The sequence below is a fragment of the Nonomuraea wenchangensis genome (assembly GCF_900111685.1).
GTDB lineage: Bacteria > Actinomycetota > Actinomycetes > Streptosporangiales > Streptosporangiaceae > Nonomuraea > Nonomuraea wenchangensis.
In genome coordinates this window covers 43,708-65,523 of record NZ_FOHX01000009.1, presented here as the reverse complement: position 1 = coordinate 65,523, position 21,816 = coordinate 43,708, and the positions used below count along the sequence as shown (strand labels likewise).

Below are 21,816 nucleotides of genomic sequence, written 5' to 3'. Positions count from 1 at the left end.
GGAGCCGTTGATGGGGAGTGAGGACGGCGCCGCGCCGGCGATGCTGTTCCGCCTCCTCGGTCCTGTTCAGCTGGAGGCGGGCGCCGAGCGGGTCACCTTCTCCGGCAAGCAGGGAGCCCTTCTCGCGGCCCTGCTGCTGGACGCCGATCGGGTGGTCTCGACGCAGCGGCTGGCGGAGGCGATCTGGGGTGACCCGTTGCCCAGCGGGTCGGCCTCCAGGGTCAGGATGCTGGTCTCCGAGGCGCGTCGTGCCTGCGCGGCGGTGGGCGCCCACGTCATCGACACGCAGCGGCCCGGCTACGTCCTGCGGCCGGCCCCCGGCAGGCTCGACCTCGTCTGTTTCAACTCCCGGGTGGCGCTGGCCCGTGAAGCCGTGGCCGAGGGCCGGTTCGAGGAGGCGCTCGGACGCTACGACGAGGCGCTGAGCTGGTGGCAGGGCGCCCCGCTCGCCGGGGTCACGGGCACGTTCGCCGAGGCGCAGGCCGAGTGGCTGGAGGGGCTGCGGCTCGACGCGCTGGAGGAGCGGCTGTCCGTGCTGCTGTCACTGGGCAGGAACACCGACGTCGTCACGGAGGCGCGCGCGCTGACCGGCGCGGCCCCGCTCAGGGAGCGCCTCCACGGGCAGCTCATGCGGGCACTGTACGAGCACGGAAGGCGCAGCGAGGCGCTGGAGGTCTACCGGCAGTTCCGGAGCCGGCTGGTGGACGAGCTGGGCCTGGAACCCACCAGCGAGCTCCAGCAGCTGCAGCAGCGGATCCTCGAGTCCGACGCGTTCTCCCCGCGGCCTGGCCGACCGGTGCCCGAGACGTTCCTGCCCGTGCCGAGCCAGCTTCCCGCCGCGCCCGCCTCGTTCACGAACAGGAGGGCCGAGCTGCGGGAACTCGACCGGCAGCTCGGCGCCGACAACGTCGGCGTCGCCGTGATCAGCGGACCCGGCGGCATCGGCAAGACCTGGCTGGCGCTTCATTGGGCGCACACCCACCGCGACCGCTATCCCGACGGACAGTTGTACGCGAACCTCCGCGGCTTCGACGACGCCGAGGAGCCGGTGCCGCCGGGCACCGTGCTTCGGCACTTCCTGGGAGCGCTGGGCGTGCCGCCGACGGTCATCCCCGTGGAGCAGGAGGCGCAGGCCGCGCTGTACCGGTCCGTCCTGGCGGACCGCCGGCTGCTCGTCATCCTCGACAACGCGAGGGACAGCGCCCAGGTGACGCCGCTCATCCCCGGGCGTCCGGGCTGCACCGTGCTGGTGACCAGCCGCAACCGCCTCGTGAGCCTGCATGCCACGCATTCAGCCCGGCTGCTGGAGGTCGGCGCCTTCTCCGACGAGGAGGCCCACCACATGCTCTCCCACCACTTCGGCCCGGAGACCATGGCCGCGGACCCCGCCTCCGTCGGCGTGCTGCTGGAGCACAGCGGCGGCCTGCCCTTGGCGCTGGGCGTGCTGGCCGCCCGCGTCAGCGCGCATCCGGGCTTTCCCCTGGCCGTTCTCGCGCAGGAGTTACGCGATCCGGCCACCAGGCTCGACGCGCTGCAGACCGGGGATCTCGGCGCGGGCCTGCGCGCCGTGTTCGCCTCGTCGTACGCGGCGCTGGACGCGCGGGCCGCGCGGCTGTTCCTCCTGCTCGGGACGGCTCCTGGGCCCGAGATCGGCCTGCCCGCCGCGACCGCGCTCGTCGGGTTGCCGCCCGCCGAGACCCGCGCCCTGATCTCCATGCTCGAGACCGCCAGCCTGGTCCGGCAGCTGTCTCCCGGCCGCTACTGGATGCACGACCTGGTCCGGCTCTACGCCGCCGAACGGGCCGAGGCCGACCTGCCCGGGGAGACCCGTCACCAGGCTCTCGTCCGCCTGCTCGAAACGTACACAGCCCTGGCCTTCTCCGCGGACCGGGCGCTCTACCCGCACCGCCCCGGCATCCCCGCCCCTTCCGGGCACGGGGACGTCCCCGGCTTCGAGGACGCCGGCGCCGCGCTGGCCTGGTTCGAGACCGAGCTGCCGTGCCTGCTGGCCGCCCAGCACCTGGCCCCCGAGCTGGGCATGGATGTGGCGGCCTGGCAGCTCGCCTGGAGTCTGAACACGTTCCTGCTGCGCCGCTCCTACACCCGGGAGCGGCTCGGCTGCTGGAAGATCGCGATCGCGGCCGCGGACCGGCTGGACGACCCGCACACCACCGCCGTCGTCCACTGGCACGCCGGGTCCGCGCACGCGGGGGCCGGCCAGATGGACGAGGCGACCGTACACCTCGACCGGGCGATGGAGCTGTTCGAGAAGGCGGCGGACCGGTCCTGGCTGGCCCAGGTCCACCACACGATCGGCTGGATGTGGAGCGTCCGCGGGCAGCCGCGGCGCGGGCTCGGCCACGCGCAGGCGGCGCTGCGCCTCCAGCGCGAGGCGGGCGACCCCATCTGGGAGGCCAACGCCCTCAGCGCCGTCGGCTGGATCCGCCTGCAGCTCGGCGAGTACGACGCGGCGCGCGACGCCTGCGAGCAGGCCCTCACGCTGTTCCGCCGCCACCACGACCGCGGCGGTGAGGCCGCCACGCTCGACAGCCTCGGCAAGCTCGCCTTCCACCAGGGCGAGTACGAGCGAGCGCTGGATCATTACGGGCACTGTCTCGACCTGCGCAAGGGCACCGGCAACGCCTGGCAGAGCGCCGACACCATGGTGGGCCTGGGCGACGCCCACCACGCCCTCGGCAACGACGCCGAGGCGAGAGCCGCCTGGCAGGACGCGCTGGCACTCTACGACTCCCAGCACCGCCGGGCCGAGGCCGAGCGGGTGCGGGAGAAATTGAAGCTCTAGCCGACCCGCGTCAGCGCCTCGGCCATGCGCCCGGACGCGAGCACGGCCACGAATGCGGCACCATCGAAGGCGTGCCATACGCGACCACCGACGGCGGAGTGAAGCTGTCCTACCAGGTCAGGGGCGACGGGCCGGCGCTCGTGCTGCTCCAGGGCCAGGCCAACGACCACCGCTGGTGGGATCCGGTCCGCGACGACTTCGCGGCCTCCCACCTCACCGTCACCCTCGACTGGCGGGGCACCGGCGACAGCGACAAGCCGGACGAGCCGTACACGACCCGGGGTTTCGCCACCGACGTCGTGACCGTGCTGGACGCGCTGGGCATCGGGCGGGCCCACGTGTACGGCACGTCCATGGGCGGCCGGGTGGCCCAGTGGCTCGCCGCCGACCATCCCGGACGGGTGGGCGGGCTGGTGATCGGCTGCAGCTCGCCCGGCGGCGCGCACGGCGTCGAGCGGAGCAACGAGGTCCGCAGGTCGCTCGCCCAACGGGACCGAGCGGCGGCGGAGCGGGCGCTGCTGGAGCTCATGTACACCCCGGCCTGGCTGGCGGCGCACCCCGGCCCCCATCACACGACCGGCGATCCCGGCATGCCCGCGCACGCCCGCCGCCGCCACCTGGCCGCGAGCGCCGGGCACGACGCCTGGGACGCGCTGCCCTCGATCACCGCCCCCACGCTCGTCGTGCACGGCACCGACGACGTGTTCAACCCGGCCGCCAACGCGCCGCTGCTGGCCGGGCGCATCCCGGGGGCGGAGCTGCGGCTGATCGAGGGGGCCAGGCACGCGTACTTCGAGGAGTTCCGCGAGATCGCGAGCCCGATGGTGCTGGAGTTCCTGGCCACGGCATGACTCAGCGCAGCAGCGGCAGCCGCCCGGTGAGCCGCTCCACGACGCCGCGCGGCCCGAACAGGCTGACCGCGTAGTACGACGGCTCCTCGGCGCGCGCGAGCGCGGCCAGGTAGTCGTTGTAGACGGAGGCCCGCTGGGCGAGGTCCGCCATGTCGGCCATGACGAGGTCCGGCTCGGCCGCCGCGTCGTCCCTGATGCGCCGGACGATCGCGGCGGGCGCGGCCAGCACGGTGCAGCCCGTCCAGGGCAGCCCCGCGTGCGCGGCCCCGGCCGCGTCCACCCCGCCCTCCCCCACGATGTCCGGCACCGCGACGCCCACGGACGCGGCCAGGCAGGCGGCGGCGTTCGCCTGCAGCCCGCGCGGCAGGTCGCGGTCCAGGACGATCACCCACTTGACCGGCAGCTCCCTGGTGGGCAGGTCGCCGCGGCGCTCCAGTCCGGCCGTCACGCTCATTCCCGATCCCCTCTCGCCGAAGTTCCGACAGCAGGCTCACATTGCTGCCGTCATTCCACCAAGCGAGAGAGCGGTTTTCCGAAGAAGATTCGGCGATCCGTGCCACGATGGACGGGTGGACGAACTTGATACGGCGATACTCGCCGAGCTGCAGCGCGACGGCCGCCAGACCAACCGCGAGCTGGCCGAGCGCATCGGCATCGCGCCCTCGACCTGCCTGGAGCGGGTGCGTTCGCTGCGCGCCACCGGCGTCATCGAGGGTTTCCACGCCGAGGTCAACCTGGACGCCGTCGGCCGGCCCGTGCAGGCGCTCATCAACGTGCGGCTGCATCCCAAGATCCGCGAGGCCGTCGAGGGCTTCCGCGACTACGTCGCCGCCCTGCCCGAGACGCTGGCCGTCTTCGTCGTCTCGGGCGGGGACGACTTCATCATCCAGGTGGGCGTGCGCGACGCCGGTCACCTGCGCGACTTCGTGCTCGACCACGTGGCGCGCCACCGCAACATCGCCGACGTACGCACCTCGCTGGTCTACGACCACATCCGCAAGACGTCGGTGGAGGTGCTGCCGCCGCAGGCGCCGTCCCGCCCGCGCACCGGGCGCAAACGGTGAACGACGTCCGCCGCCTCCTCTAGCGGCGGGAGGCGAAGGCGTCCTGGGCGGCGAACAGCTCCTTGCGCAGCGTCTCGCTGCCGGTGTGACCGGAGTCGTCCACGACGACCAGCCGGGCGTCGGGCCACGCCTGGGCCAGCTCCCAGGCGGTGTCGGCCGGGCCGCTCAGGTCGAGCCGGCCGTGGATGAGCACGGCGGGGATGCCGGCCAGCCGGTGCGCCTCGCGCAGCAGCACGCCCTCCTCCAGCCAGGCGGCGTTGGAGAAGTAGTGCGAGCAGATGCGGACGAGCGCCAGCTTGGCGTCGTCGGGGCGGTCGCTGTAGGCGTTGCGCTTGCCGTTGGGCTCGGCGGAGATGACCGCGTCCTCCCAGGCGCACCAGTCGAGGGTGGCCTTCTCGCGCACCTCGGGGTCGGGGTCGGCGACCAGCCGCGCATACGCCGCCAGCAGGTCGAACGTGTCGCCGCCGCGCTCGCTCTCCGGCACGCCCTGCCGGAAGCGCTCCAGCGCCTCGGGGAAGAAGCGGCCGGCGCCCCGGTAGAGCCAGTCGATCTCGTAGCGGCGGGTGGTGGTCACCGCGATGATGATCACCTCCGACACCCGCTCCGGGTACGCCTCGGCGTAGGCCAGCGTCAGCGTCGAGCCCCACGAGCCGCCGTACAGCAGCCACTTGTCCACACCCAGGTGCTCGCGCAACCGCTCCATGTCGGCGATCAGGTGGTGGGTGGTGTTGGCGCTCAGATCGGTCGCGGGGTCGGCGGCGTGCGGGCGGCTGCGACCGCAGTTGCGCTGGTCGAACAGGATGATCCGGTAACGCTCCGGGTCGAACGTGCGCCGCATGCCGACCGAGCAGCCGGAGCCGGGGCCGCCGTGCACCACGACGGCGGGCTTGCCCTCGGGGTTGCCGCAGACCTCCCAGTAGACGAGGTTGCCGTCGCCGACGTCCAGCATGCCGTGGTCGTACGGCTCGATCGGGGGATACAAGCGCGGCTCCTTCCGCTCAGAAATATAACAGCGCTTGTATATCAGCGCTGACCACAGCACTCCACCCGTTTTCGCCCCCGCGGTTAAAGAGCGTTAGAACCAACCATGAAGTAATTCAAACATCACTAAGGGTAATGATCACTGCGGATGATCGGATAAGCACTCGCAGGGAGCATCATGCACAAGCACGCCATCCTGGCACTCGCCGCCGCCTCGGGCCTCCTCATCGCCGCCGAGCCGGCCACGGCGGAGAGCCTGCCCGTCCAGGTCACGTACTGCGGGCGTGAGGACGCCATCAGGGTCGAGGTCCCGCCGCCGGCGGACGACATGACCATCGGGGAGCTCCGCGAGCGGCTGGTGGTGATGTCCGCCCGGAGCTTTGCGTCGCGCGGTCCGGCCGCCCCGGCCTCCGTTCAGGCCCCCGCGAACGCGCAGGCGCTGTCGGGGACGTCGCTCTACGCGATCCTGCTCGACGGCCTGCGCGCCTGCCGGGGCACCCGGACCGAGCAGAATGCCGCCGACGCGGTGGACACGACCGACGACGGCACGCAGGCGGCCGAGTTCGGCATGTTCGGCTCGCCCGACCTCGCGACGATGCTCGACGCCCTGGTCGCGGACCCGCCGGCCTGCTGGCCCACCGCCCAGGCGGAGACCGACGACGAGACGGACACCGAGGAGGAGACGGACGCCGACGACGAGACAGACGTGGACGAAGAGACGGACGTGGACGAAGAGACGGAGACCGAGGACGAGACGGACGCCGACGAGACAGAGGTCGACGAGGAGACGGGCGCCGACGACGAGACAGACGTCGACGAGACGGACGCCGACGAGCAGGCGGAGGCCAAGACCGCCGGGGCGCGCCAGGCGGCTCTGCTCGACGCGATCGGCCTGCGGCAGCTCCTGGACTCCGTGCTCGCCGGGCCGGTCACGTGCGCCCCCGGCACCGCGCCCACTACGCCCCTCTCCGCCGCGCCCAAGGCGTCGGGAGGCCCGGGAGCGCTGGAGGTCGCGTACGCGCCCTCCTTCATTGACAGGCTCGGGCTCAGCCACGCGCTCGACCGCGTCCTGGGCGGGTGAGCACGACCGGCAGGGTCGCCGGTCCAGGACAAACAGAGCAGGCCAGGCGCTGACACAATGGCCGCCATGACGACATCAGATCCGAAAACGGACCTCCATGACTACCTCAAGAGCGTGCGCGACACCCTGCTGTGGAAGCTCGACGGCCTGTCCGAGTACGACGTACGCCGTCCGCTCACCCCGACGGGCACCAACCTCCTCGGCCTGGTCAAGCACCTGGCCGGCATCGAGTACGGCTACTTCGGCGACACCTTCGGCCGCCCGCCCGCCGAGCAGCCGCCCGGGTTCGAGGAGGGCGCCGAGCCGAACGCCGACCTCTGGGCCACCCCCGAGGAGTCCCGCGAGGAGATCGTGGGCCTCTACCGCCGCGCCTCGGCGCACGCGGACGCCACGATCGAGGATTTGCCCCTCGACGCCGTCGGCCACGTCCCCTGGTGGCCGTCCGGCCGCGACGCCGTCTCGCTGCACCGCATCCTCGTCCACGTCATCGCCGAGACCAACCGGCACGCCGGCCACGCGGACATCGTGCGGGAGCTGATCGACGGCGCCGCGGGCCTGCGCCGCGACAACGACAACCTGTGGGGCGGGGACGAGTCCTGGTGGGCGGAGCACCACAAGCGGGTCGAGCAGGCCGCCCAGGAGGCCGGCAAGGGGTGACACTGGTACTCCGACGATCCAGGAGGAGGTCCGGTGTCCGACGAGGTGAGGTTCGAGAGGGTGGCGCCCGTGCTGCCGGTGCGGGACCTGGACGCGGCGCTCGACCGCTACCGCAGGCTCGGTTTCGCCGTCCGCGCCTACGCGGGCCCCGCCCGCTACGGGTACGCCGACCGCGGCGAGGTCTCGCTGCACCTGAGTGAATGGGACGAGCACGACCCGGCGCGCACCGGAGGGGTCGTCTACCTGTACGTCTCGGACGCCGACGCCCTGCACGCCGAGTGGACGGCGGCCGGCCTCCCGGGGCGCTTCCACCCGCCGCACGACACCGACTACGGGCTTCGCGAGTTCGCCTATGTCGATCCCGACGGCACCCTGCACCGCGTCGGCTCCCGCCTCACGTCATGAAAGCTTCCCTGGCACCGAAACATTTCAACCCGCTCACCAGCGAATAATCAACAGCGCCTCACAAGCATCCCGAAACATTTCTTGCTGTCGTTGACACGTTTCTGACCCGTCCCCACAATGACCGGAGGTGAGTCCGCCCCCAACGATCAAGGACACGACATGATCGACCGGAAACGCCGTCCCACCCTCCTCGCCGCGCTCCTCGCCGTCTGCCTGGCCACCGCCGTCACCACCGCGCTGGCCGCCGGCCGCGCCTTCGCCGCCGACTGCAGCGCGGGCTACGTCGGCCTGACCTACGACGACGGCCCCAACTCCGCCAACACCACGAACCTGCTCAACACGCTGCGCGCGAACGGCCTGCGCGCCACGATGTTCAACATCGGCCAGAACGCCCAGAACAACCAGGCCCTGGTCCGGGCGCAGCGCGACGCGGGCATGTGGATCGGCAACCACAGCTACACCCACCCGCACCTCACCCAGCTCGGCAGCTCCCAGATGCTCTCCGAGCTGCAGCGCACCCAGCAGGCGATCCAGGGGGCGACGGGGACCGCGCCCCGCCTGTTCCGGCCGCCGTACGGGGAGACCAACGCCACGCTGAAGTCCGTCGAGCAGCAGCTCGGCCTCACCGAGGTCATCTGGGACGTCGACTCCCAGGACTGGAACGGCGCGAGCACGGCGCAGATCGTCCAGGCCGCCGGCCGTCTGCAGAACGGCCAGGTCATCCTCATGCACGACCAGTACGCCACGACCGTGGCCGCCATCCCCCAGATCGCCGCGAACCTGCGCAGCCGCAACCTGTGCGCCGGCATGATCTCCCCCACCACGGGCCGCGCGGTCGCCCCTGACGGCGGCGGCGACCCCACGGGCGGGCCGACGACACCGCCGCCCGGCGGCGGCACCTGCACCGCCACCGTCCAGCAGGGCCAGCAGTGGAGCGACCGCTTCAACCTGTCGGTCACCGTCTCCGGCTCGTCCTCGTGGATCGTCACGGTCACCGTGACGCCGCCCCAGAAGGTGATCAACACCTGGAACGGCACCCCGTCCTGGGACTCCAGCGGCAACGTGATGACGATGCGCCCGAACGGCAGCGGCAACACCTTCGGCTTCACGATCCAGCACAACGGCAACTGGACCTGGCCGTCGGTCTCCTGCCGGACGAGCTGAGGCCGCCGCTCAGAAGCGGAACAGCTCGGCGAACCTCTCGAACAACGCGCGATCCCCCTCCACCCGTACGCTTCCGTCGCGCAGCACGTCGTCCACGGTCCTGGCGCCGCTCATCAGGTCGCGGACGGGCTGGCCCGCCAGGCGCTCGATCACCAGATCGGGCGCCGGGTGCGGCCCTCGGCCGACCGTCAGCCGCCCGTCATCGACCTGCGCGTGGAGGGTGAACTCGGCCAGGCGGACCTCGTAGCCCACGCTGACCCCGGACGCCGCCTCCGGCCGGAACGCCGTGCGGAAGGACATGGCGACCCCCTCGGCCGTGACGAGCTCGCCGGGGCGCGGCCCGCCCATCGTCCGGGCGCCCCAGCGGCCCAGCGCGACCAGCGCGGGTTCGAGGTCGCGTCCGTGGTCGGTCAGCTCGTAGACGACCGCCCGCTCGGGATGCGCCAGCGCGCGCCGGGTGGCCACGCCCTCCTGCTCAAGCTGCTTGAGCCGGGCCGACAGGATGTTGGTCGGGATGGCGGGCAGGCCCTTGCGCAGGTCGGTGAAGCGCTGGGGCCCGGCCAGCAGGTTGCGGACGATCAGCACGGTCCACCGCTCGCCGACGATCTCCAGGGCGCGGGCCAGGCCGCAGAACTGGCCGTACTCACGAGAAGTCACGGTTCGGATCGTAGCTCAAGATGCAGTTGACAAACCATGCTTGCAAAAACAAGCTGCTGTGCGCCGGGACAGTCCGCTCCGGCAGAACGGAGACCCCCACATGTCGTTCCAGGCGTACCTCGACAACATCGAGGAGAAGACCGGCCTGACCCCGCGCGCATTCATCGCCCTGGCGAAGGAGCGCGGCTTCGACGAGCCGTCCACCAAGGCCGGCGTGATCATCGACTGGCTGAAGCAGGACTACAGCCTCGGCCGCGGCCACGCGATGGCGCTCGTGCACGTCATCAAGAAGGGCCCGAAGATCGACGCCAAGCACGTCGGCAGCTCGGGTTCGCACCGTGACGAGAGCGACACCCTCTGGCTCGACGGCAAGGACAACCGCCCCTGAAACCGGACGATCGCCCCTGAACAGTCGCGTTGATCTTGCTCACTCCGCCCGTATCGCCATAATCGACAGTTGCCGAAACGGGTATGAGGAGAGCATTTTGGACGACGTGACCGAAACGGACGCAGCCGCCCCGTGGGCGCTGCCGTCGCCGTGGCGGGATGCGCGCGTCGCCGTCGTGGTGCCGACCTACAACGAGGCCGGCAACATCGGCGACCTGACGGCGCGCGTGCTCGCGCTCGACCTGCCCAACCTGCGCCTGGTCATCGCCGACGACGACTCCCCCGACGGCACCGGCCTGCTCGCCGACGACCTCGCCAAGCACGCGAACGAGGACGGCCGCGACCGCATGGTGGTGCTGCACCGTACGGTCAAGGAGGGCATCGGCCGGGCCCACATCGCCGGCATGAAGGAGGCGCTCGGCCGCGGCGACGAGTACGTCGTGCAGATGGACGGCGACCTCAGCCACCGCCCCGAGTACATCCCGCACCTGCTCGGCACCATCCTGGCCACCCGGGCGGGGCTGGTGATCGGCAGCAGGTACGTCGTCGGCGGCTCCCTGTCCACCCAGTGGGGCCGGCACCGGCGCCTGCTGAGCCGCTTCGCCGGCCGCTACGTCAACGCCATACTCAACCTGTCCGTACGCGACCCCACCGGCGGCTTCAAGATCTGGCGCCGCGAGGTGCTCGAAGGCATCGGCCTCGACGCGATCCGCAGCGACGGATACAGCTTCCAGGTCGAGATGAACTACCGGTGCAAGCAGCTCGGCCACGCGATCGTCGAGCTGCCCATCCACTTCGAGGAACGCGCCGCCGGCTCCAGCAAGATCAGCTTCGCCGTGCAGCTGGAGTCCATGCTCACCCCACTGGCTCTCCGCTTCGGCCGAGCCGGCCGACGATGAGCACCGCGACCGGGTACGCGATCAGCCCGCTGGCCAGGGCGAGAAGGAAGCCGAACCCCCACGCCCACAGCGGCAGCACCTCCACGACCAGCCAGATCACCACCAGCAGAGGCACGGCCACGGCCGCCACGGGCCAGGCGGGCCGCACGCCCACCAGCCGGAGCAGCGGCCAGGCCACCACGGCCGCGACCCAGCGCCCCACCTCCCACGCCTGCTGGAGGTAGCCGAGACATCCGGTGTACTCCCCGCACGAGTCGGAGTCGGGGAAGAGCGCGGTCATGGCCACCGCCCACGCGACAAGGGCGAGAGGCAGGATGATCCCGACCCCGCAGGCTAGAACGACGCGCTTGGCGATCATCTCCGTATGGTGACACGCGCTATACCCGCCTGTGGAGGGCCCGCGGGTACGTCCTGAGGCATGAAGACCATCAACGTCTGCTTCGGCGTCGACGTGGACGCCGTCGCCGGCTGGATCGGCTCGTACGGCGGCCAGGAGTCCCCGAACGACATCCAGCGCGGCGTGTTCGCCGCCGAGGTGGGCACCCCGCGCCTGCTGCGGCTGTTCGAGCGGGAGGGCATCCGGACGAGCTGGTTCCTGCCGGGGCACTCGGCGGAGTCGTTCCCGGAGCAGATGGGCATGGTCGTCGAGGCCGGGCACGACGTCGGCGCGCACGGCTACATGCACGAGAACCCGGTCGCGATGTCGGCCCAGCAGGAGGAGGACGTGCTGGCCCGCAGCCTGGAGGTGCTCGACCGGGTGCTGGGCGTGCGGCCACGCGGCTACGTCGCGCCCTGGTGGGAGATGTCGGAGCGGACGATCGACCTGCTGCTGCGCTACGGCTTCACCTACGACCATTCGCAGTCGTACCACGACTTCCTGCCCTTCTACGCGCGCAAGGGCGAGCAGTGGACCCGCATCGACTATGAGCAGGACGCCTCGACCTGGATGCGGCCGCTCGTCCACGGGCAGGAGGTGAACCTGGTGGAGTTCGCCGCGAGCTGGTATCTCGACGACCTGCCGCCGATGATGTTCATCAAGGCCTCGCCGAACAGCCACGGCTTCGTCAACCCGCGCGACCTCGAACAGCAGTGGCGCGACCAGTTCGACTGGGTCCACCGCGAGCTCGACTACGCGGTCTTCCCCATCACCCTGCACCCCGACGTGAGCGGCCGGCCCCAGGTGCTGCTGATGCTGGAACGGCTCATCGGGCACATCCGTGGCCACGAGGGCGTACGGTTCATGTCGCTGGCCGAGGCCGAGGACGACTTCCGCGCCCGTTTCCCCTTCGACGGCGAGGCCCGCCCGGCGGACGTGCGGTGACCTCCGGGCGCTGGCGGCCGCTGCTCGACGGCGCGCTCGCCGAGGCGGCCACGGTGCGGGGCGGGCGGGTCGTCTCGTACATCCCCGCGCTGGCCAGCGCCGATCCCGGCCTGCTGGCCGTGGCGATGGTCGCCCCGGACGGCGAGGCCGACGCCGCCGGCGACCGGAACGTCTTCTTCCCGCTGATGTCGGCGGCCAAGCCGTTCGTGTACGCGCTCGCGCTGGCCGAGCACGGCTTCGCGAAGGTGCAGGAGCACGTGGGGACCGAGCCCAGCGGAGCCCCGTTCGACTCCACGGTGGTGCGGGGCGGGTCGGGCACCCCGTTCAACGCGATGACCAACATCGGGGCCATCGTCACGACGTCGCTCGTCCGTGGCGGGGTGCTGGAGTTCCTGGGCCGCTGCGCCGGGCGTCCCCTGGAGGTGGACGCCGCCGTGCTCGACAGCCAGCGCCGCACCGGCGACCGCAACAAGGCCCTCGCCTACCTGGCGCACGGCCACGGCTCCCTGGTCGGCGATCCGGCCGAGGCCGTGGACCGCTACTTCACGCAGTGCGCGGCCCGCGTGACGGTGACGGACCTGGCCAGGATGGCCGCCACGCTGGCCGGCGGGGGAAAGCTCCCGGGCACCGGCGAGCGCCTGATCGAGGCGCGGGTGGCCCGTACGGTGCTGGCGGTGATGACGACCTGCGGGATGTACCAGGCGTCGGGGGCCTGGCTGGTGCACGCCGGGCTGCCGGCGAAGAGCGGCGTGTCCGGCTGCCTGGCCGCCGCGCTCCCGGGGCGGCTCGGCATCGCCGCCTACAGCCCGCCGGTGGACGAGCACGGCAACAGCGTGCGCGCGATGGCCGCCTGCGCGTACCTGGCCCAGCGGCTCGACCTCCACCTGCTCGACGTCCCCGGCTGATCAGGATTCGAGAAGCGGTGATCATCGACCGGCGCGTACCTTGAGATCGAAGTGGCGACCGGCTGGAGACCATATGTGCCATCCTTCGTGGACGCGGGCGCTCAACGAGGCGCACCGCCTCGGCGAGCTCGCGCGGCTGCGCCGGGTCCGGGACCGGATCGACCGTGAGTACGCGCGCCCCCTGGACGTCGAGGTGCTGGCCCGCGCGGCGGGCCTGCCGCCCGCGCAGCTCAGCCGCGGCTTCCGCCTCGCCTACGGCCGTTCGCCGGACGACTACCTGATGGCCCGCAGGGTCGACCACGCGGCGGCGCTGCTGCGCCAGGGCGACGTCAGCGTGGCCGAGGCGTGCCGCGCGGTCGGCTGCCCGTCCCCCGCCGCCTTCGCCGCCCGCTTCACCGAACGCCTCGGCGTGCCGCCGCACCGCTACCTGCTCCGGGCCGCGCCCACGGGCACGGGCTAGCGTGGCCGTATGGACCTCACCATTCACACGACCGTCCTGCCGCACGACGACCCGGACGCCTCCCTGGCCTTCTGGCGCGACACGCTCGGCTTCGAGGTGCGCACCGACGTCGGCCAGGGCAGGATGCGCTGGATCACGGTCGGCCCCGCGGGACAGCCCGGCACGTCCGTCCTGCTGGCGCCGCCCGGCGCCGACCCCGGCATCACCGACGACGAGCGCCGGACCATCGCCGAGATGATGGCCAAGGGCACCTACGGCTGGATCATGCTGGCCACCGCCGACCTCGACGGCACCTTCGCGAAGGTGCGGGACGGCGGCGCGGAGGTGGTCCAGGAGCCCACCGAGCAGCCGTACGGCGCCCGCGACTGCGCCTTCCGCGACCCCTCGGGCAACCTGGTCCGCATCCAGGAGCTGCGCTGACCGCCGCCCCCGCCATGCGGGTCACCACGGTCAGCGCCGCCGGGCACCCCGGCCGCCCGAACGAGGACTTCACCGGCGCCGTGCCGGGCGCGGCCGTCCTCATCGACGGCGCCGGCATCCCCGGCGCGGAGTCCGTCTGCCGCCACGGCGTCGCCTGGTACGCGCGCCGCCTCGGCGGCACGCTCCTCGCCCTCCTGACGCCCGAGCCGGGCCCCCCGCCCCTTCCCGCGCTCCTCGCCGAGGCCATCGGGCAGGTGACGGATGCCCACCGCGGCACCTGCGACGTCGCCGACCCCATCAGCCCGTCGGCGACGGTGGCCGTCCTGCGCCTGAACGGCGACCTCGCCGACTACCTGGTGCTCGGCGACTGCTTCCTCGCCCTCGACCTGGCCGGCGCCGCCCCGCTCGTCGTCACCGACCCCCGTGAGGTGGTCGTCAGCGGCTCGTACGAGCCCGCCCTGGAAGCCGCCGCCGACGCCGACGCGTACGGACGGATCCTGCGCGACCTGCGCGCCCGCCGCAACGCGCCCGGCGGCTTCTGGGTGGCCAAGGACGACCCAAGAGCGGCGGACGAGGCCGTCACCGGCAGCGTGCCGATCGCCGGGCTGACCGCCGCCGCCCTGCTCAGCAACGGAGCGGCCCGCTTCGTCGAGCGCTTCCGGCTCGCCGGCTGGCCGGAGGTCATGTCCGTCCTGGCGTCGGCCGGCCCCGCCGGCGTCATCCACGGCGTCCGCCGGGCCGAGGCGTCTCACGGCGTTCCTTCCGACGACGCCACCATCACCCACTGCACCGCCTTCGCAGCGCCCTGACCCCGCCGTCACGCCCGGGCGACAGCCCGCTCAGGCGTTCAGCGCCCTGCGCACGGCCGCCTCCACCAGCTCCCGCACCTCCTGCTCGGTGAAGATGTCCGGCAACGTCAGCCGCTCCACGATGAGCCAGTTCAGCGCCAGGTAGAGGAGCACCACCGAGGTCGAGTCGCCCGGCAGGCCCGAAGCGGCGCGGTAGGCGATGTTGGCGTCGATGTCCTCGCGGATGCGCTTGGTCAGCACTGCCCGCAGCTCAGGACGCCGGGTGGACTCCAGCCGGAGCTCCAGCAGGGCCAGGTAGCCGGAGTTGAAGGCGGAGATGCGGGCCACCAGCTCGTGCATGAGCTCGGCGTAGCGGGTCTCGTCCTGCACGCCCTCCCGGCCCCGGGCGATCGTGGCCTCGTCGGGCAGCAGGCGCTCGTAGATCCGGCCGCCGACCTGGGTGAACAGGTCGTCGCGGTTGGCGAAGTAGTTGGAGGCCGTCCCTGGGGGCACGGCCGCCTCCTTGTCGACGGCGCGGAAGGTCAGCCCCCGCGCTCCCTCCTTGGCCAGCACCTCGATGGCCGCGTCGATCAACGCCAGCCGCCGCTCGGGATTGCTCCGCACTTGACACCACTCCGCCTGTAGTACTACGTTCTGACTACTCCAAGCAGAGTACTACATCGGGAGTCGCTCGATATGCGAAAGCTTGTCTACTACATCGCCGTCTCGCTCGACGGCTACATCGCCGGTCCCGGCCACGAGTTCGACTTCTACCCCGTGTCCGACCAGTTGGCCGCCTGGATCAACGACCGTTACCCCGAGACCGTCCCCACCCATGTCCGCGGGCCGGCCGGCCTCGACGGCGTGCCCAACCAGGTCTTCGACACCGTGGTGATGGGCCGCGGCACCTACGAGCCGGCCCTGGGCGTCACCACCAGCCCGTACGCCCACCTGCGCCAGTACGTCGTCTCCAGCACGCTGACGATCGACGACCCCACCGTCCAGGTGGAGAAGGGCGACCCCGTCGAGCTCGTACGGCGGTTGAAGTCCGAGGACACCGGCAAGGACATCTACCTCTGCGGCGGCGGCAGACTGGCCGCCTCCCTGCTCCCGGAGATCGACGAGATCATCCTCAAGAGCTACCCCGTGGTGGCGGGCAACGGCATCCCCGTGTTCTCCGGAACGTTCCGCCCCACCCTGTTCACCCCCACCAGGCGCGAGTCCTTCGACAACGGCGCCCAGATCACCTGGCTCACCAGGGCCTGACCCCCACAAGGAGGAACATGCACATCAAACTCCCCCTCTCGCTCACCCCGAAGCGCGACACCGAACCACCGGCGCGCGACCCCAGACCCACGACGCGCGACCTCAAGCCCACCCACCGCACGAACCTCTCCCGCCGCCCGACCGCCGCCCCGCGCCGCACCGGCTACTGACCTCCGGCATAGCGGCCGGCCACCGCGACGGCGCGATCGTGCAGGTAGTCACGCAACCACTGCGGGGCCAGAACCTCCGCGTACGTGGCCAGCTGCCACAAAGCCCATCGGGCGTGCCGGTGGTCCTGGAAGGACACCTCCATCCGTAACCGGCCGTCCGCGCCCGTTTCCTCGGTGATGACGGCCAGCGCGGTGCCGACCAGGTCCTCCCGCCGCGCCGGGTCCACCCGTACCAGCACGGTGACCTGGTCCCCACCGGTACGGAACCGCGTGCTGCGCTCCTGCCAGGCCCGGTCGAGATCGACCCGGTCCGGCCGCTGCGCGGGCTCGGCGAGCTCCCTGGCGGCCAGGATCCTGGACAGCCGGTAGGTGCGGTCCTCCCCCGACCGCGTGGCCAGCAGGTAACCCCGGTCGCGTACGGTGACCAGGCCCACCGGGTCCACCGTGCGCCACTCCGGCGCCCGGCCCTCGGCCGCGTAGTGAATGTCCAGCTTGTGCCCGGCGAACACCGCCCGCAGGACCTCGGCCGCCACGACGCCGGGCACCTCCTCATCGGTCACCCGGCGCGAGAGGAGGTCGATCTCCGGCTCGATGAGCAGGCGCTCGGCCGCGCCGGCCGCGGTGTCCCGATAACTGTCGGGCAACGCGTCCACCACCTTGAGCATCGCCGAGGCGAGCGCCGAGCCGAGACCGAACGCCTGCGCGCCCCTCCTCGACCCGGCGACCAGCAGGGCAAGGGCCTCGTCGTGGTTCAGCCCGGTGAGCTCGGTACGGAAGCCGGGCAACAACGCGAAACCGCCGTGCCTGCCGCGTTCGGCGTAGACCGGGACGCCGGCCGCGGACAGCGCCTCGATGTCGCGCAGCACCGTACGGGTGGACACCTCCAGCTCGCGGGCCAGCGCGGTCGCGGACAGCCGGCCGTACTGCCGCAGCAGGAGCACCAGCGAGACCAACCGGTCGGCACGCACTCAAGAACATTACCGAAATACACGACACAGGATGTCGTGCTTTGTTTGCGAGGCTCATCCCCGCGCCCGAAACGTGCGGGCGTGATGTCGACGAACCGAATGGAGCTGATGTGGCGATGGAGCGTACGGCGGTCAACCCGTGGCCTTGGTCCCTTGAGCTGGGCTACAACCAGGGCGAAGTCGTCTCCGGGCACACCCGGACCCTCTACTGCTCCGGGCAGACCGCGATGAACGGCGACGGCAAGCCCCAGCACGCCGACGACATGGCGGCACAGCTGGCGCTGAGCCTCGACAACCTGGAGGCCGTGCTCGGCGAGGCCGGCATGTCCCTCGCGAACCTCGTCCGGCTCAACGTTTACACCACGGACGTCGACCGGCTCTTCGAGCACTACGGCGTGCTGGCGGCCCGGTTGGGCGGCGCCGGGGTGGCCCCGTCCACCACGATGCTCGGAGTGACCCGGCTCGCGATCCCCGACCTGATGGTCGAGCTTGAGGGCACCGCCGTCGCGTAACGTGCCCCGAACTTCTCGGGATGGCCGTACATCTCATCATTCATGATCAGAAAGACGATGATCGTGGCGCTGGCGCTCGGCTCGGTCCTGGCGGGAACGAGCGCCGCCCACGCCACCACCCCCCGGATTCCCAAGAACTTCCTGCTGACCGAGCGGGCAGCCGCCAAGGGGCCGGTCGTCGAGGGCGAGGAGTGGTGGGAGATCAGCGACAGCCTGTCCCGGCAGCTCGAGTTCAACCCCTGCCGCTCGAAGGCGAAGCCCCGCGACGGCCGGGTGGCGATGCGCACCATCACCTTCACCACCAGCGCACCGTCGGGCACCAGCGAACAACTCGTCCTGTACAGGAACGCCGCGGCCGCCCAGACCGCCTTCCGCAAGCTCCGGGCCGACCTGGCCAGGTGCTCGAAGCCTGCGGTGGTGAAGCGCGACCGGTCCGGCTACGTGGGCAAGCCGTTGCACCTCGGTGACGAGGCCCTGTCGGTGACGGGTTACGAGTACGCCGCGAGCGGCAGGCGGCTGTCCCAGTCCGACGATCTGGCGGTCGTCGGACGCCAGGGCGCCGCCCTGTTCCTCTACACCGCCATCGCCAGGGGCAGCGGAGCGAAGAAGGAGATCACCGGTCAGGCCAGGAAGATGGCGAGGAAGGTCTGCGGACTTCCTGGGGTGTGCGGCAGGAAGACCGCCTCGGGCTGACGCGGGCGGGCGACCGCCGCTACCCGGCGGCGGGCCGCTCGTGGCCGCCACGGGCGAGCGCGACGATCTTCTCCAGCGCCGCCGCGTGCCGTACGAACGCCTCCCGGCCCTGCGAAGTGAGCCGCACGAACGTACGGCGCGCCCGTTTATCCTGACTTTTCCGCACATCGACGTATCCGGCGCCGGCGAGCGCGGAGACCTGTTTGGACAGGGCCGAGTCGCTGGTGCCGATCGAGTCCCGGAGGAAGCCGAACTCCACCCAGTCGGCCGGCGCCAGCACCGCCACGATCGACAGCCTGGCCGGTACGTGCAGGAACTCGTCGAACTGCGAATCCATCAGCTCCGCCCGCCGCTCTGCCTGACGAGCGACCTCATGACGCGGCGGTTGACGGGCGTGGCCGCGACGTAGGCGAGGGCCGCCAGGACGGCGCCGGCCATGGCCTGCGACATCAGACCGTGCGCGGGCGCGTCGAAGAGCGCGAAGGCGAGAATGCGCCCGGCGACGAAGACCATGAAGATGCCGATCAGCACCATCACGTGGTAGCTCGCCTCCCGGAAGGTGGGCTGCCTCCGGACCGCGGCCCGGTATTCGTAGAGGACGCCAACCCCCACGAACAGGCCGAACCCGACCGCCAGCCCGATGAACTGCCACGGCGATCTCAGATCGATCAGGGCGAAGTTGATGAAGAGGCCGAGCGCGACGACGATCACGCGGGGCATCGCGAAGCTGCGGCGGACGATCTCGTTCCTGGTCGTGTCCTGGAGCCGGCGGATGTCGTCGAGCGCGGACTGGGCGTCATGGGGGTTCAAAGGCCACCTCCGAGGTCGGCATGACTACTTTCCCACAAGGAAAGTAGCACGTGTTTTCCTCTGAGGAAAGTCGTCGCGCGAGGCGCGCTCCCCACGGCCCGAGGGGAGCGCGCGAACGCGGATCAGCTGCCGGGCGGCGGCGTGGCGTCGCCGATGTGGTCGGCCGAACGATCCGCCACGACCTCGCACGGCTGGATCGGCCCGGTCGTCAGCCGCCCCATGAACTGCCAGGCGACCCCGGGACGCGCCGCCGAGGGCGTGACCGAGCTCTCCATGACCTCGATCATCGCGATCTGGCCCTGCTTGATGTGGCGGGGATAGATGGTGATGCCGTTCTGCGGGCGAATCGCCTGGTAGGAGACCGCGCCCGCGTCGTCCCCCTTGACGAACGGCGCCCGGACGTTCCCGCAGCGCTTGCCGAGAGGCAGGTAGGTGATGTCAGCCTCCACACCCCACTCGCCCAGCTCCTCCTCGACCTGCTCGGGGTCCCGGAAGTCGTAGACCTTGAGGTTGATCGATCCGTCCTGGTTCTTCGTCAGGGCGTACGCCGGCTTGGCGGTGCCGACCAGAGAAGGCACGGCCACGCCCGCCGCGACGGCCGCCGCCACGGCAGCGCCCACCGCCAGCCGCCGCCCGCTCAGGAACGGCCGTCCCAGCCGGGTCTGCCCACTGAACGGAAGCAGCCTTCCCCAGCGCCGATCGCGCGGCCCCGCGGCCGCCTCCTGAGTGAGCCGGAGCCGCTGCCGAGCCAGGGAGTGCGGCGGCTCGTGCTCCAGCTCCTTGATGAGCGTCTTCAGTTCATCCATGACCGTGCTCCTCCAACGGGTTGACCCCACCCAGGGTGTGGCGGACCTTGCGCCGGGCCCGATTGAGTCGTGACTTGACCGTGCCGACCGGTATGCCGAGCGCGCGGGCCGCTTCCTCGTACGTCATGTCGCTCCAGGCGACCAGCAGCAGAACGTCCCGGTCGCCGCGTGACAGCAGCGCGAGCGCGTTCAGCAGAACTGTCCGCGACCCTTGAGCGGTCAGCTCACGGGTGATCGCCTCTTCCGGCCCTTCGACGGGCTGGGCCGGGCTCTGCCGCTCCAGCGCGCGGTAGCGGCTGACCTCGGTCCTACGGTGACCGGTGATGAGCTTGGTCGCGATGCCCAGCAGCCAGGGCCGGGCATCGCGGTAGGAGACGTCGTACGCGTCGCGCCTGCGGAACGCGATCAGGAACGTCTCCCCGACGAGGTCCTCGGCGAGCTCCGGACCGAGCCGGAAGGAGATGTACCTGTAGAGCGTCCCGGCGTAGCGGTCGAACAGGGCGGCGAACGTCTCCGGATCATCCAGGGAACGCGCGATGATCTCGGAGTCCACCACCACTGGTGACGTGTCGGTCACCATAGACGATCTGTCTTCAACACTGGACCCCCTTCGAGATGTCACCTGTGTCTTGTCACAGGAGCCTCGAATGTTCACGCACCCGCCTACGGCGCCGGCCGCGACCGGATCACTCGCGGTCCACGCCGCCGAACTCGGCAGGGACGAGCTCGCAGGGCGCGACCGCCCCGCGGATCACTCCGACACTGCCTCCGTTGCTCTTGGCCGGGTCGCCGTCGGCCGAGTGCATGACGACGACGAGCGTCTCGTCCGGCCCGAAGTCCTTCGGATCGATCCAGAAGTCGGGGCCGTCCAGCCGCCTGAGCGGCATCCGTTGCGGCTGGGGCACGATCTCCCCCCGCGGCTCGCGGCAGGTCTGCCCGTAGGGGACGTAATCGATCACCGCGCGCACGCCCTCCTCCCGCAGCCTCCTCTCCAGCTCCTTGGGCCTGACGAACTCGTTGATCCGCACGGTGACGGTCCCGTCGGGATTCCTGACGACCGCGAACGCCGGCGTCTCCGACACCAGCGGCACGGCGACCATCACCACCGCGACCACCGCCGCGGCCAGCCCCGCCGCAGCCACCAGCCGGCGCGTTGTCGGCCGGGGCGCCGGCCGGGACTCCCAGGAGACGACCGTGGCGGCCTCCGCACGCAGTTCCTGAAGCAGCTTGTCCCTGAACGACACCACCATCACAGTCCTTCCGTCACGAGAGCCGCCGCCGCCACTCCAGGCACCTTCCGCAGAGCCCGCCGGGCGCGATGCAGCCGCACCCTGGCCGTCCCGACCCTGATCCCCAGCGCCTGGGCCGCCTCCGCCACCGTCAACTGGTCGATGACCACGAGCTCCAGCAACGCCCGCTCCCCCTCCGGCAGGTCGGCCATGGCCGACAGCGCCCGGCGGGCGGGCTCCTCGGCGTCGATGCGGTCCGTCAGATCGGCGATGTCGTCACCGTCCAGCAGCCGGCGCGCGACGATCCGTTCGACGGCCCGCGCCTCGCGCTCGCTCCGGCGTCGCTGGGCCAGCAGCACGTTACGCGCCACCCCGTACAGCCACCCGGTCTCGCTGCCTCGTCCCGGCCGGTAGGTGTGCCGGGAGTGCAGCGCCGCAAGAAATATCTCCGCCGTGAGGTCGGCCACCGCGTGCGGATCGGCTGTCCGCCGCGCGACGAACCGCCATCAGGTCGAAGTG

Annotated in this window: 30 protein-coding genes; 18 read left to right on the top strand and 12 right to left on the bottom strand. The window is 71.4% G+C overall.

The features are described from left to right. Positions 1–10: 10 nt before the first annotated feature. On the top strand, positions 11–2,803 hold the full coding sequence (locus BMW85_RS26595) for an AfsR/SARP family transcriptional regulator (protein ID WP_091086531.1): 2,793 nt from the start codon (positions 11–13) through the stop codon (positions 2,801–2,803). A gap of 71 nt (positions 2,804–2,874) precedes the next feature. After that, on the top strand, positions 2,875–3,654 hold the full coding sequence (locus tag BMW85_RS26590) for an alpha/beta fold hydrolase (protein ID WP_091086530.1): 780 nt from the start codon (positions 2,875–2,877) through the stop codon (positions 3,652–3,654). Between the two features lies 1 nt (position 3,655). Here the strand turns inward: BMW85_RS26590 and BMW85_RS26585 are convergent, their stop codons facing one another. Then, the gene (locus BMW85_RS26585; RefSeq protein WP_091086527.1) at positions 3,656–4,108 is read right to left on the bottom strand and encodes a DUF2000 domain-containing protein; all 453 of its coding nucleotides are present in this window, start codon (positions 4,106–4,108) and stop codon (positions 3,656–3,658) included. Between the two features lie 115 nt (positions 4,109–4,223). Between BMW85_RS26585 and BMW85_RS26580 the strand changes: the two genes are divergently transcribed. After that, positions 4,224–4,718, top strand: coding sequence for an Lrp/AsnC family transcriptional regulator (locus BMW85_RS26580; RefSeq protein ID WP_091086526.1), 495 nt, complete (start codon positions 4,224–4,226; stop codon positions 4,716–4,718). Positions 4,719–4,737: 19 nt separating this feature from the next. Here the strand turns inward: BMW85_RS26580 and pip are convergent, their stop codons facing one another. Beyond that, positions 4,738–5,700, bottom strand: coding sequence for a prolyl aminopeptidase (gene pip / locus BMW85_RS26575; protein ID WP_091086523.1), 963 nt, complete (start codon positions 5,698–5,700; stop codon positions 4,738–4,740). Positions 5,701–5,877: 177 nt separating this feature from the next. Between pip and BMW85_RS26570 the strand changes: the two genes are divergently transcribed. The 4 genes from BMW85_RS26570 to BMW85_RS26555 all read left to right on the top strand — a co-directional run bounded on the left by BMW85_RS26570 (position 5,878) and on the right by BMW85_RS26555 (position 9,006). Further along, on the top strand, positions 5,878–6,780 hold the full coding sequence (locus BMW85_RS26570) for a hypothetical protein (RefSeq protein ID WP_091086520.1): 903 nt from the start codon (positions 5,878–5,880) through the stop codon (positions 6,778–6,780). Positions 6,781–6,846: 66 nt separating this feature from the next. Then, a complete protein-coding gene (locus BMW85_RS26565) occupies positions 6,847–7,437 on the top strand; it encodes a DinB family protein (RefSeq protein WP_091087082.1) in 591 nt (196 codons plus the stop codon). A 33-nt stretch (positions 7,438–7,470) separates the two neighbouring features. Next, entirely contained in the window at positions 7,471–7,842 is a 372-nt protein-coding gene (locus tag BMW85_RS26560) for a bleomycin resistance protein (protein WP_218155941.1), read from the top strand. A 159-nt stretch (positions 7,843–8,001) separates the two neighbouring features. Further along, positions 8,002–9,006 carry a polysaccharide deacetylase family protein gene (locus BMW85_RS26555; RefSeq protein WP_091086519.1) on the top strand — a complete coding sequence of 335 codons (1,005 nt, stop codon included), beginning with the start codon at positions 8,002–8,004 and terminating at the stop codon, positions 9,004–9,006. A 9-nt stretch (positions 9,007–9,015) separates the two neighbouring features. On the opposite strand, the gene BMW85_RS26550 is transcribed toward BMW85_RS26555, so the two are convergent. Beyond that, complete coding sequence (locus tag BMW85_RS26550) at positions 9,016–9,663, bottom strand: winged helix-turn-helix transcriptional regulator (protein ID WP_091086516.1); 648 nt, start codon at positions 9,661–9,663, stop codon at positions 9,016–9,018. Between the two features lie 100 nt (positions 9,664–9,763). Here BMW85_RS26550 and BMW85_RS26545 point away from each other — a divergent pair, with 100 nt between their 5' ends. Beyond that, positions 9,764–10,051, top strand: coding sequence for a DUF4287 domain-containing protein (locus BMW85_RS26545; RefSeq protein WP_091086515.1), 288 nt, complete (start codon positions 9,764–9,766; stop codon positions 10,049–10,051). Between the two features lie 106 nt (positions 10,052–10,157). Then, entirely contained in the window at positions 10,158–10,949 is a 792-nt protein-coding gene (locus tag BMW85_RS26540) for a polyprenol monophosphomannose synthase (RefSeq protein ID WP_245775080.1), read from the top strand. On the opposite strand, the gene BMW85_RS26535 is transcribed toward BMW85_RS26540, so the two are convergent. Next, on the bottom strand, positions 10,906–11,307 hold the full coding sequence (locus tag BMW85_RS26535) for a hypothetical protein (protein WP_143082412.1): 402 nt from the start codon (positions 11,305–11,307) through the stop codon (positions 10,906–10,908). The genes BMW85_RS26540 and BMW85_RS26535 overlap by 44 nt on opposite strands. Positions 11,308–11,367: 60 nt before the next feature. On the opposite strand from BMW85_RS26535, the gene BMW85_RS26530 reads away from it, so the two are divergent. The 5 genes from BMW85_RS26530 (at position 11,368) to BMW85_RS26510 (ending at position 14,864) form a co-directional block, all read left to right on the top strand. Then, positions 11,368–12,270: a polysaccharide deacetylase family protein gene (locus tag BMW85_RS26530; RefSeq protein WP_091086505.1), complete on the top strand. Its 903-nt coding sequence runs from the start codon at positions 11,368–11,370 to the stop codon at positions 12,268–12,270. Beyond that, positions 12,267–13,175 carry a glutaminase A gene (gene glsA / locus BMW85_RS26525; protein WP_091086502.1) on the top strand — a complete coding sequence of 303 codons (909 nt, stop codon included), beginning with the start codon at positions 12,267–12,269 and terminating at the stop codon, positions 13,173–13,175. The genes BMW85_RS26530 and glsA overlap by 4 nt, the downstream gene beginning before the upstream one ends. Before the next feature lie 73 nt (positions 13,176–13,248). Further along, positions 13,249–13,635 (top strand): helix-turn-helix transcriptional regulator, encoded by a 387-nt coding sequence (locus BMW85_RS26520; protein ID WP_091086499.1) that lies wholly within the window; start codon positions 13,249–13,251, stop codon positions 13,633–13,635. A 9-nt stretch (positions 13,636–13,644) separates the two neighbouring features. Continuing rightward, on the top strand, positions 13,645–14,055 hold the full coding sequence (locus BMW85_RS26515; protein WP_091086497.1) for a VOC family protein: 411 nt from the start codon (positions 13,645–13,647) through the stop codon (positions 14,053–14,055). Positions 14,056–14,069: 14 nt separating this feature from the next. After that, complete coding sequence (locus tag BMW85_RS26510; protein ID WP_091086495.1) at positions 14,070–14,864, top strand: hypothetical protein; 795 nt, start codon at positions 14,070–14,072, stop codon at positions 14,862–14,864. Between the two features lie 30 nt (positions 14,865–14,894). Here the strand turns inward: BMW85_RS26510 and BMW85_RS26505 are convergent, their stop codons facing one another. Further along, on the bottom strand, positions 14,895–15,467 hold the full coding sequence (locus tag BMW85_RS26505; protein WP_091086493.1) for a TetR/AcrR family transcriptional regulator: 573 nt from the start codon (positions 15,465–15,467) through the stop codon (positions 14,895–14,897). A 72-nt stretch (positions 15,468–15,539) separates the two neighbouring features. Here BMW85_RS26505 and BMW85_RS26500 point away from each other — a divergent pair, with 72 nt between their 5' ends. Next, positions 15,540–16,109 (top strand): dihydrofolate reductase family protein, encoded by a 570-nt coding sequence (locus BMW85_RS26500; protein ID WP_091086491.1) that lies wholly within the window; start codon positions 15,540–15,542, stop codon positions 16,107–16,109. A gap of 17 nt (positions 16,110–16,126) precedes the next feature. Next, positions 16,127–16,279, top strand: coding sequence for a hypothetical protein (locus BMW85_RS49745; protein WP_177240898.1), 153 nt, complete (start codon positions 16,127–16,129; stop codon positions 16,277–16,279). Here BMW85_RS49745 and BMW85_RS26495 read toward each other — a convergent pair. After that, positions 16,273–17,247, bottom strand: a complete 975-nt coding sequence (locus tag BMW85_RS26495) for a helix-turn-helix transcriptional regulator (RefSeq protein WP_091086488.1) — start codon at positions 17,245–17,247, stop codon at positions 16,273–16,275. The two genes, BMW85_RS49745 and BMW85_RS26495, sit on opposite strands and share 7 nt — an antisense overlap. Before the next feature lie 116 nt (positions 17,248–17,363). On the opposite strand from BMW85_RS26495, the gene BMW85_RS26490 reads away from it, so the two are divergent. Together BMW85_RS26490 and BMW85_RS26485 are read left to right on the top strand one after the other, a co-directional pair. Beyond that, positions 17,364–17,759 carry a RidA family protein gene (locus BMW85_RS26490; protein ID WP_091086485.1) on the top strand — a complete coding sequence of 132 codons (396 nt, stop codon included), beginning with the start codon at positions 17,364–17,366 and terminating at the stop codon, positions 17,757–17,759. Between the two features lie 42 nt (positions 17,760–17,801). Continuing rightward, positions 17,802–18,452 (top strand): hypothetical protein, encoded by a 651-nt coding sequence (locus BMW85_RS26485; RefSeq protein WP_143082411.1) that lies wholly within the window; start codon positions 17,802–17,804, stop codon positions 18,450–18,452. Positions 18,453–18,471: 19 nt separating this feature from the next. Here BMW85_RS26485 and BMW85_RS26480 read toward each other — a convergent pair whose 3' ends face one another. From BMW85_RS26480 to BMW85_RS26455, 6 genes are all read right to left on the bottom strand, one after another. Continuing rightward, on the bottom strand, positions 18,472–18,789 hold the full coding sequence (locus BMW85_RS26480; protein WP_091086480.1) for a winged helix-turn-helix domain-containing protein: 318 nt from the start codon (positions 18,787–18,789) through the stop codon (positions 18,472–18,474). Next, positions 18,789–19,262, bottom strand: a complete 474-nt coding sequence (locus tag BMW85_RS26475; RefSeq protein WP_091086477.1) for a hypothetical protein — start codon at positions 19,260–19,262, stop codon at positions 18,789–18,791. The genes BMW85_RS26480 and BMW85_RS26475 overlap by 1 nt, the downstream gene beginning before the upstream one ends. Before the next feature lie 122 nt (positions 19,263–19,384). Continuing rightward, positions 19,385–20,068, bottom strand: coding sequence for a hypothetical protein (locus BMW85_RS26470; RefSeq protein ID WP_091086476.1), 684 nt, complete (start codon positions 20,066–20,068; stop codon positions 19,385–19,387). Next, on the bottom strand, positions 20,061–20,648 hold the full coding sequence (locus tag BMW85_RS26465) for an RNA polymerase sigma factor (protein ID WP_091086473.1): 588 nt from the start codon (positions 20,646–20,648) through the stop codon (positions 20,061–20,063). The genes BMW85_RS26470 and BMW85_RS26465 overlap by 8 nt, the downstream gene beginning before the upstream one ends. Positions 20,649–20,754: 106 nt before the next feature. Beyond that, a complete protein-coding gene (locus BMW85_RS26460) occupies positions 20,755–21,318 on the bottom strand; it encodes a hypothetical protein (RefSeq protein WP_091086471.1) in 564 nt (187 codons plus the stop codon). Then, on the bottom strand, positions 21,318–21,764 hold the full coding sequence (locus BMW85_RS26455; RefSeq protein ID WP_245775079.1) for an RNA polymerase sigma factor: 447 nt from the start codon (positions 21,762–21,764) through the stop codon (positions 21,318–21,320). Before BMW85_RS26455 ends, BMW85_RS26460 begins: the two co-directional genes overlap by 1 nt. Between the last annotated feature and the right edge of the window lie 52 nt (positions 21,765–21,816).

What these genes read in the sequence shown, in the direction of transcription:
- BMW85_RS26500 (WP_091086491.1), top strand. Translation starts at nt 15,540, where the DNA reads ATGCGAAAGCTTGTCTACTACATCGCCGTCTCGCTCGACGGCTACATC.
- BMW85_RS26570 (WP_091086520.1), top strand. Translation starts at nt 5,878, where the DNA reads ATGCACAAGCACGCCATCCTGGCACTCGCCGCCGCCTCGGGCCTCCTC.
- BMW85_RS26545 (WP_091086515.1), top strand. Translation starts at nt 9,764, where the DNA reads ATGTCGTTCCAGGCGTACCTCGACAACATCGAGGAGAAGACCGGCCTG.
- BMW85_RS49745 (WP_177240898.1), top strand. Translation starts at nt 16,127, where the DNA reads ATGCACATCAAACTCCCCCTCTCGCTCACCCCGAAGCGCGACACCGAA.
- BMW85_RS26485 (WP_143082411.1), top strand. Translation starts at nt 17,802, where the DNA reads ATGATCAGAAAGACGATGATCGTGGCGCTGGCGCTCGGCTCGGTCCTG.
- BMW85_RS26465 (WP_091086473.1), bottom strand. Translation starts at nt 20,648, where the DNA reads ATGGTGACCGACACGTCACCAGTGGTGGTGGACTCCGAGATCATCGCG.
- BMW85_RS26520 (WP_091086499.1), top strand. Translation starts at nt 13,249, where the DNA reads ATGTGCCATCCTTCGTGGACGCGGGCGCTCAACGAGGCGCACCGCCTC.
- BMW85_RS26510 (WP_091086495.1), top strand. Translation starts at nt 14,070, where the DNA reads ATGCGGGTCACCACGGTCAGCGCCGCCGGGCACCCCGGCCGCCCGAAC.
- BMW85_RS26470 (WP_091086476.1), bottom strand. Translation starts at nt 20,068, where the DNA reads ATGGATGAACTGAAGACGCTCATCAAGGAGCTGGAGCACGAGCCGCCG.
- BMW85_RS26595 (WP_091086531.1), top strand. Translation starts at nt 11, where the DNA reads ATGGGGAGTGAGGACGGCGCCGCGCCGGCGATGCTGTTCCGCCTCCTC.
- BMW85_RS26585 (WP_091086527.1), bottom strand. Translation starts at nt 4,108, where the DNA reads ATGAGCGTGACGGCCGGACTGGAGCGCCGCGGCGACCTGCCCACCAGG.
- BMW85_RS26530 (WP_091086505.1), top strand. Translation starts at nt 11,368, where the DNA reads ATGAAGACCATCAACGTCTGCTTCGGCGTCGACGTGGACGCCGTCGCC.
- BMW85_RS26460 (WP_091086471.1), bottom strand. Translation starts at nt 21,318, where the DNA reads ATGGTGGTGTCGTTCAGGGACAAGCTGCTTCAGGAACTGCGTGCGGAG.
- BMW85_RS26565 (WP_091087082.1), top strand. Translation starts at nt 6,847, where the DNA reads ATGACGACATCAGATCCGAAAACGGACCTCCATGACTACCTCAAGAGC.
- BMW85_RS26535 (WP_143082412.1), bottom strand. Translation starts at nt 11,307, where the DNA reads ATGATCGCCAAGCGCGTCGTTCTAGCCTGCGGGGTCGGGATCATCCTG.
- BMW85_RS26515 (WP_091086497.1), top strand. Translation starts at nt 13,645, where the DNA reads ATGGACCTCACCATTCACACGACCGTCCTGCCGCACGACGACCCGGAC.
- BMW85_RS26480 (WP_091086480.1), bottom strand. Translation starts at nt 18,789, where the DNA reads ATGGATTCGCAGTTCGACGAGTTCCTGCACGTACCGGCCAGGCTGTCG.
- BMW85_RS26555 (WP_091086519.1), top strand. Translation starts at nt 8,002, where the DNA reads ATGATCGACCGGAAACGCCGTCCCACCCTCCTCGCCGCGCTCCTCGCC.
- BMW85_RS26490 (WP_091086485.1), top strand. Translation starts at nt 17,364, where the DNA reads ATGGAGCGTACGGCGGTCAACCCGTGGCCTTGGTCCCTTGAGCTGGGC.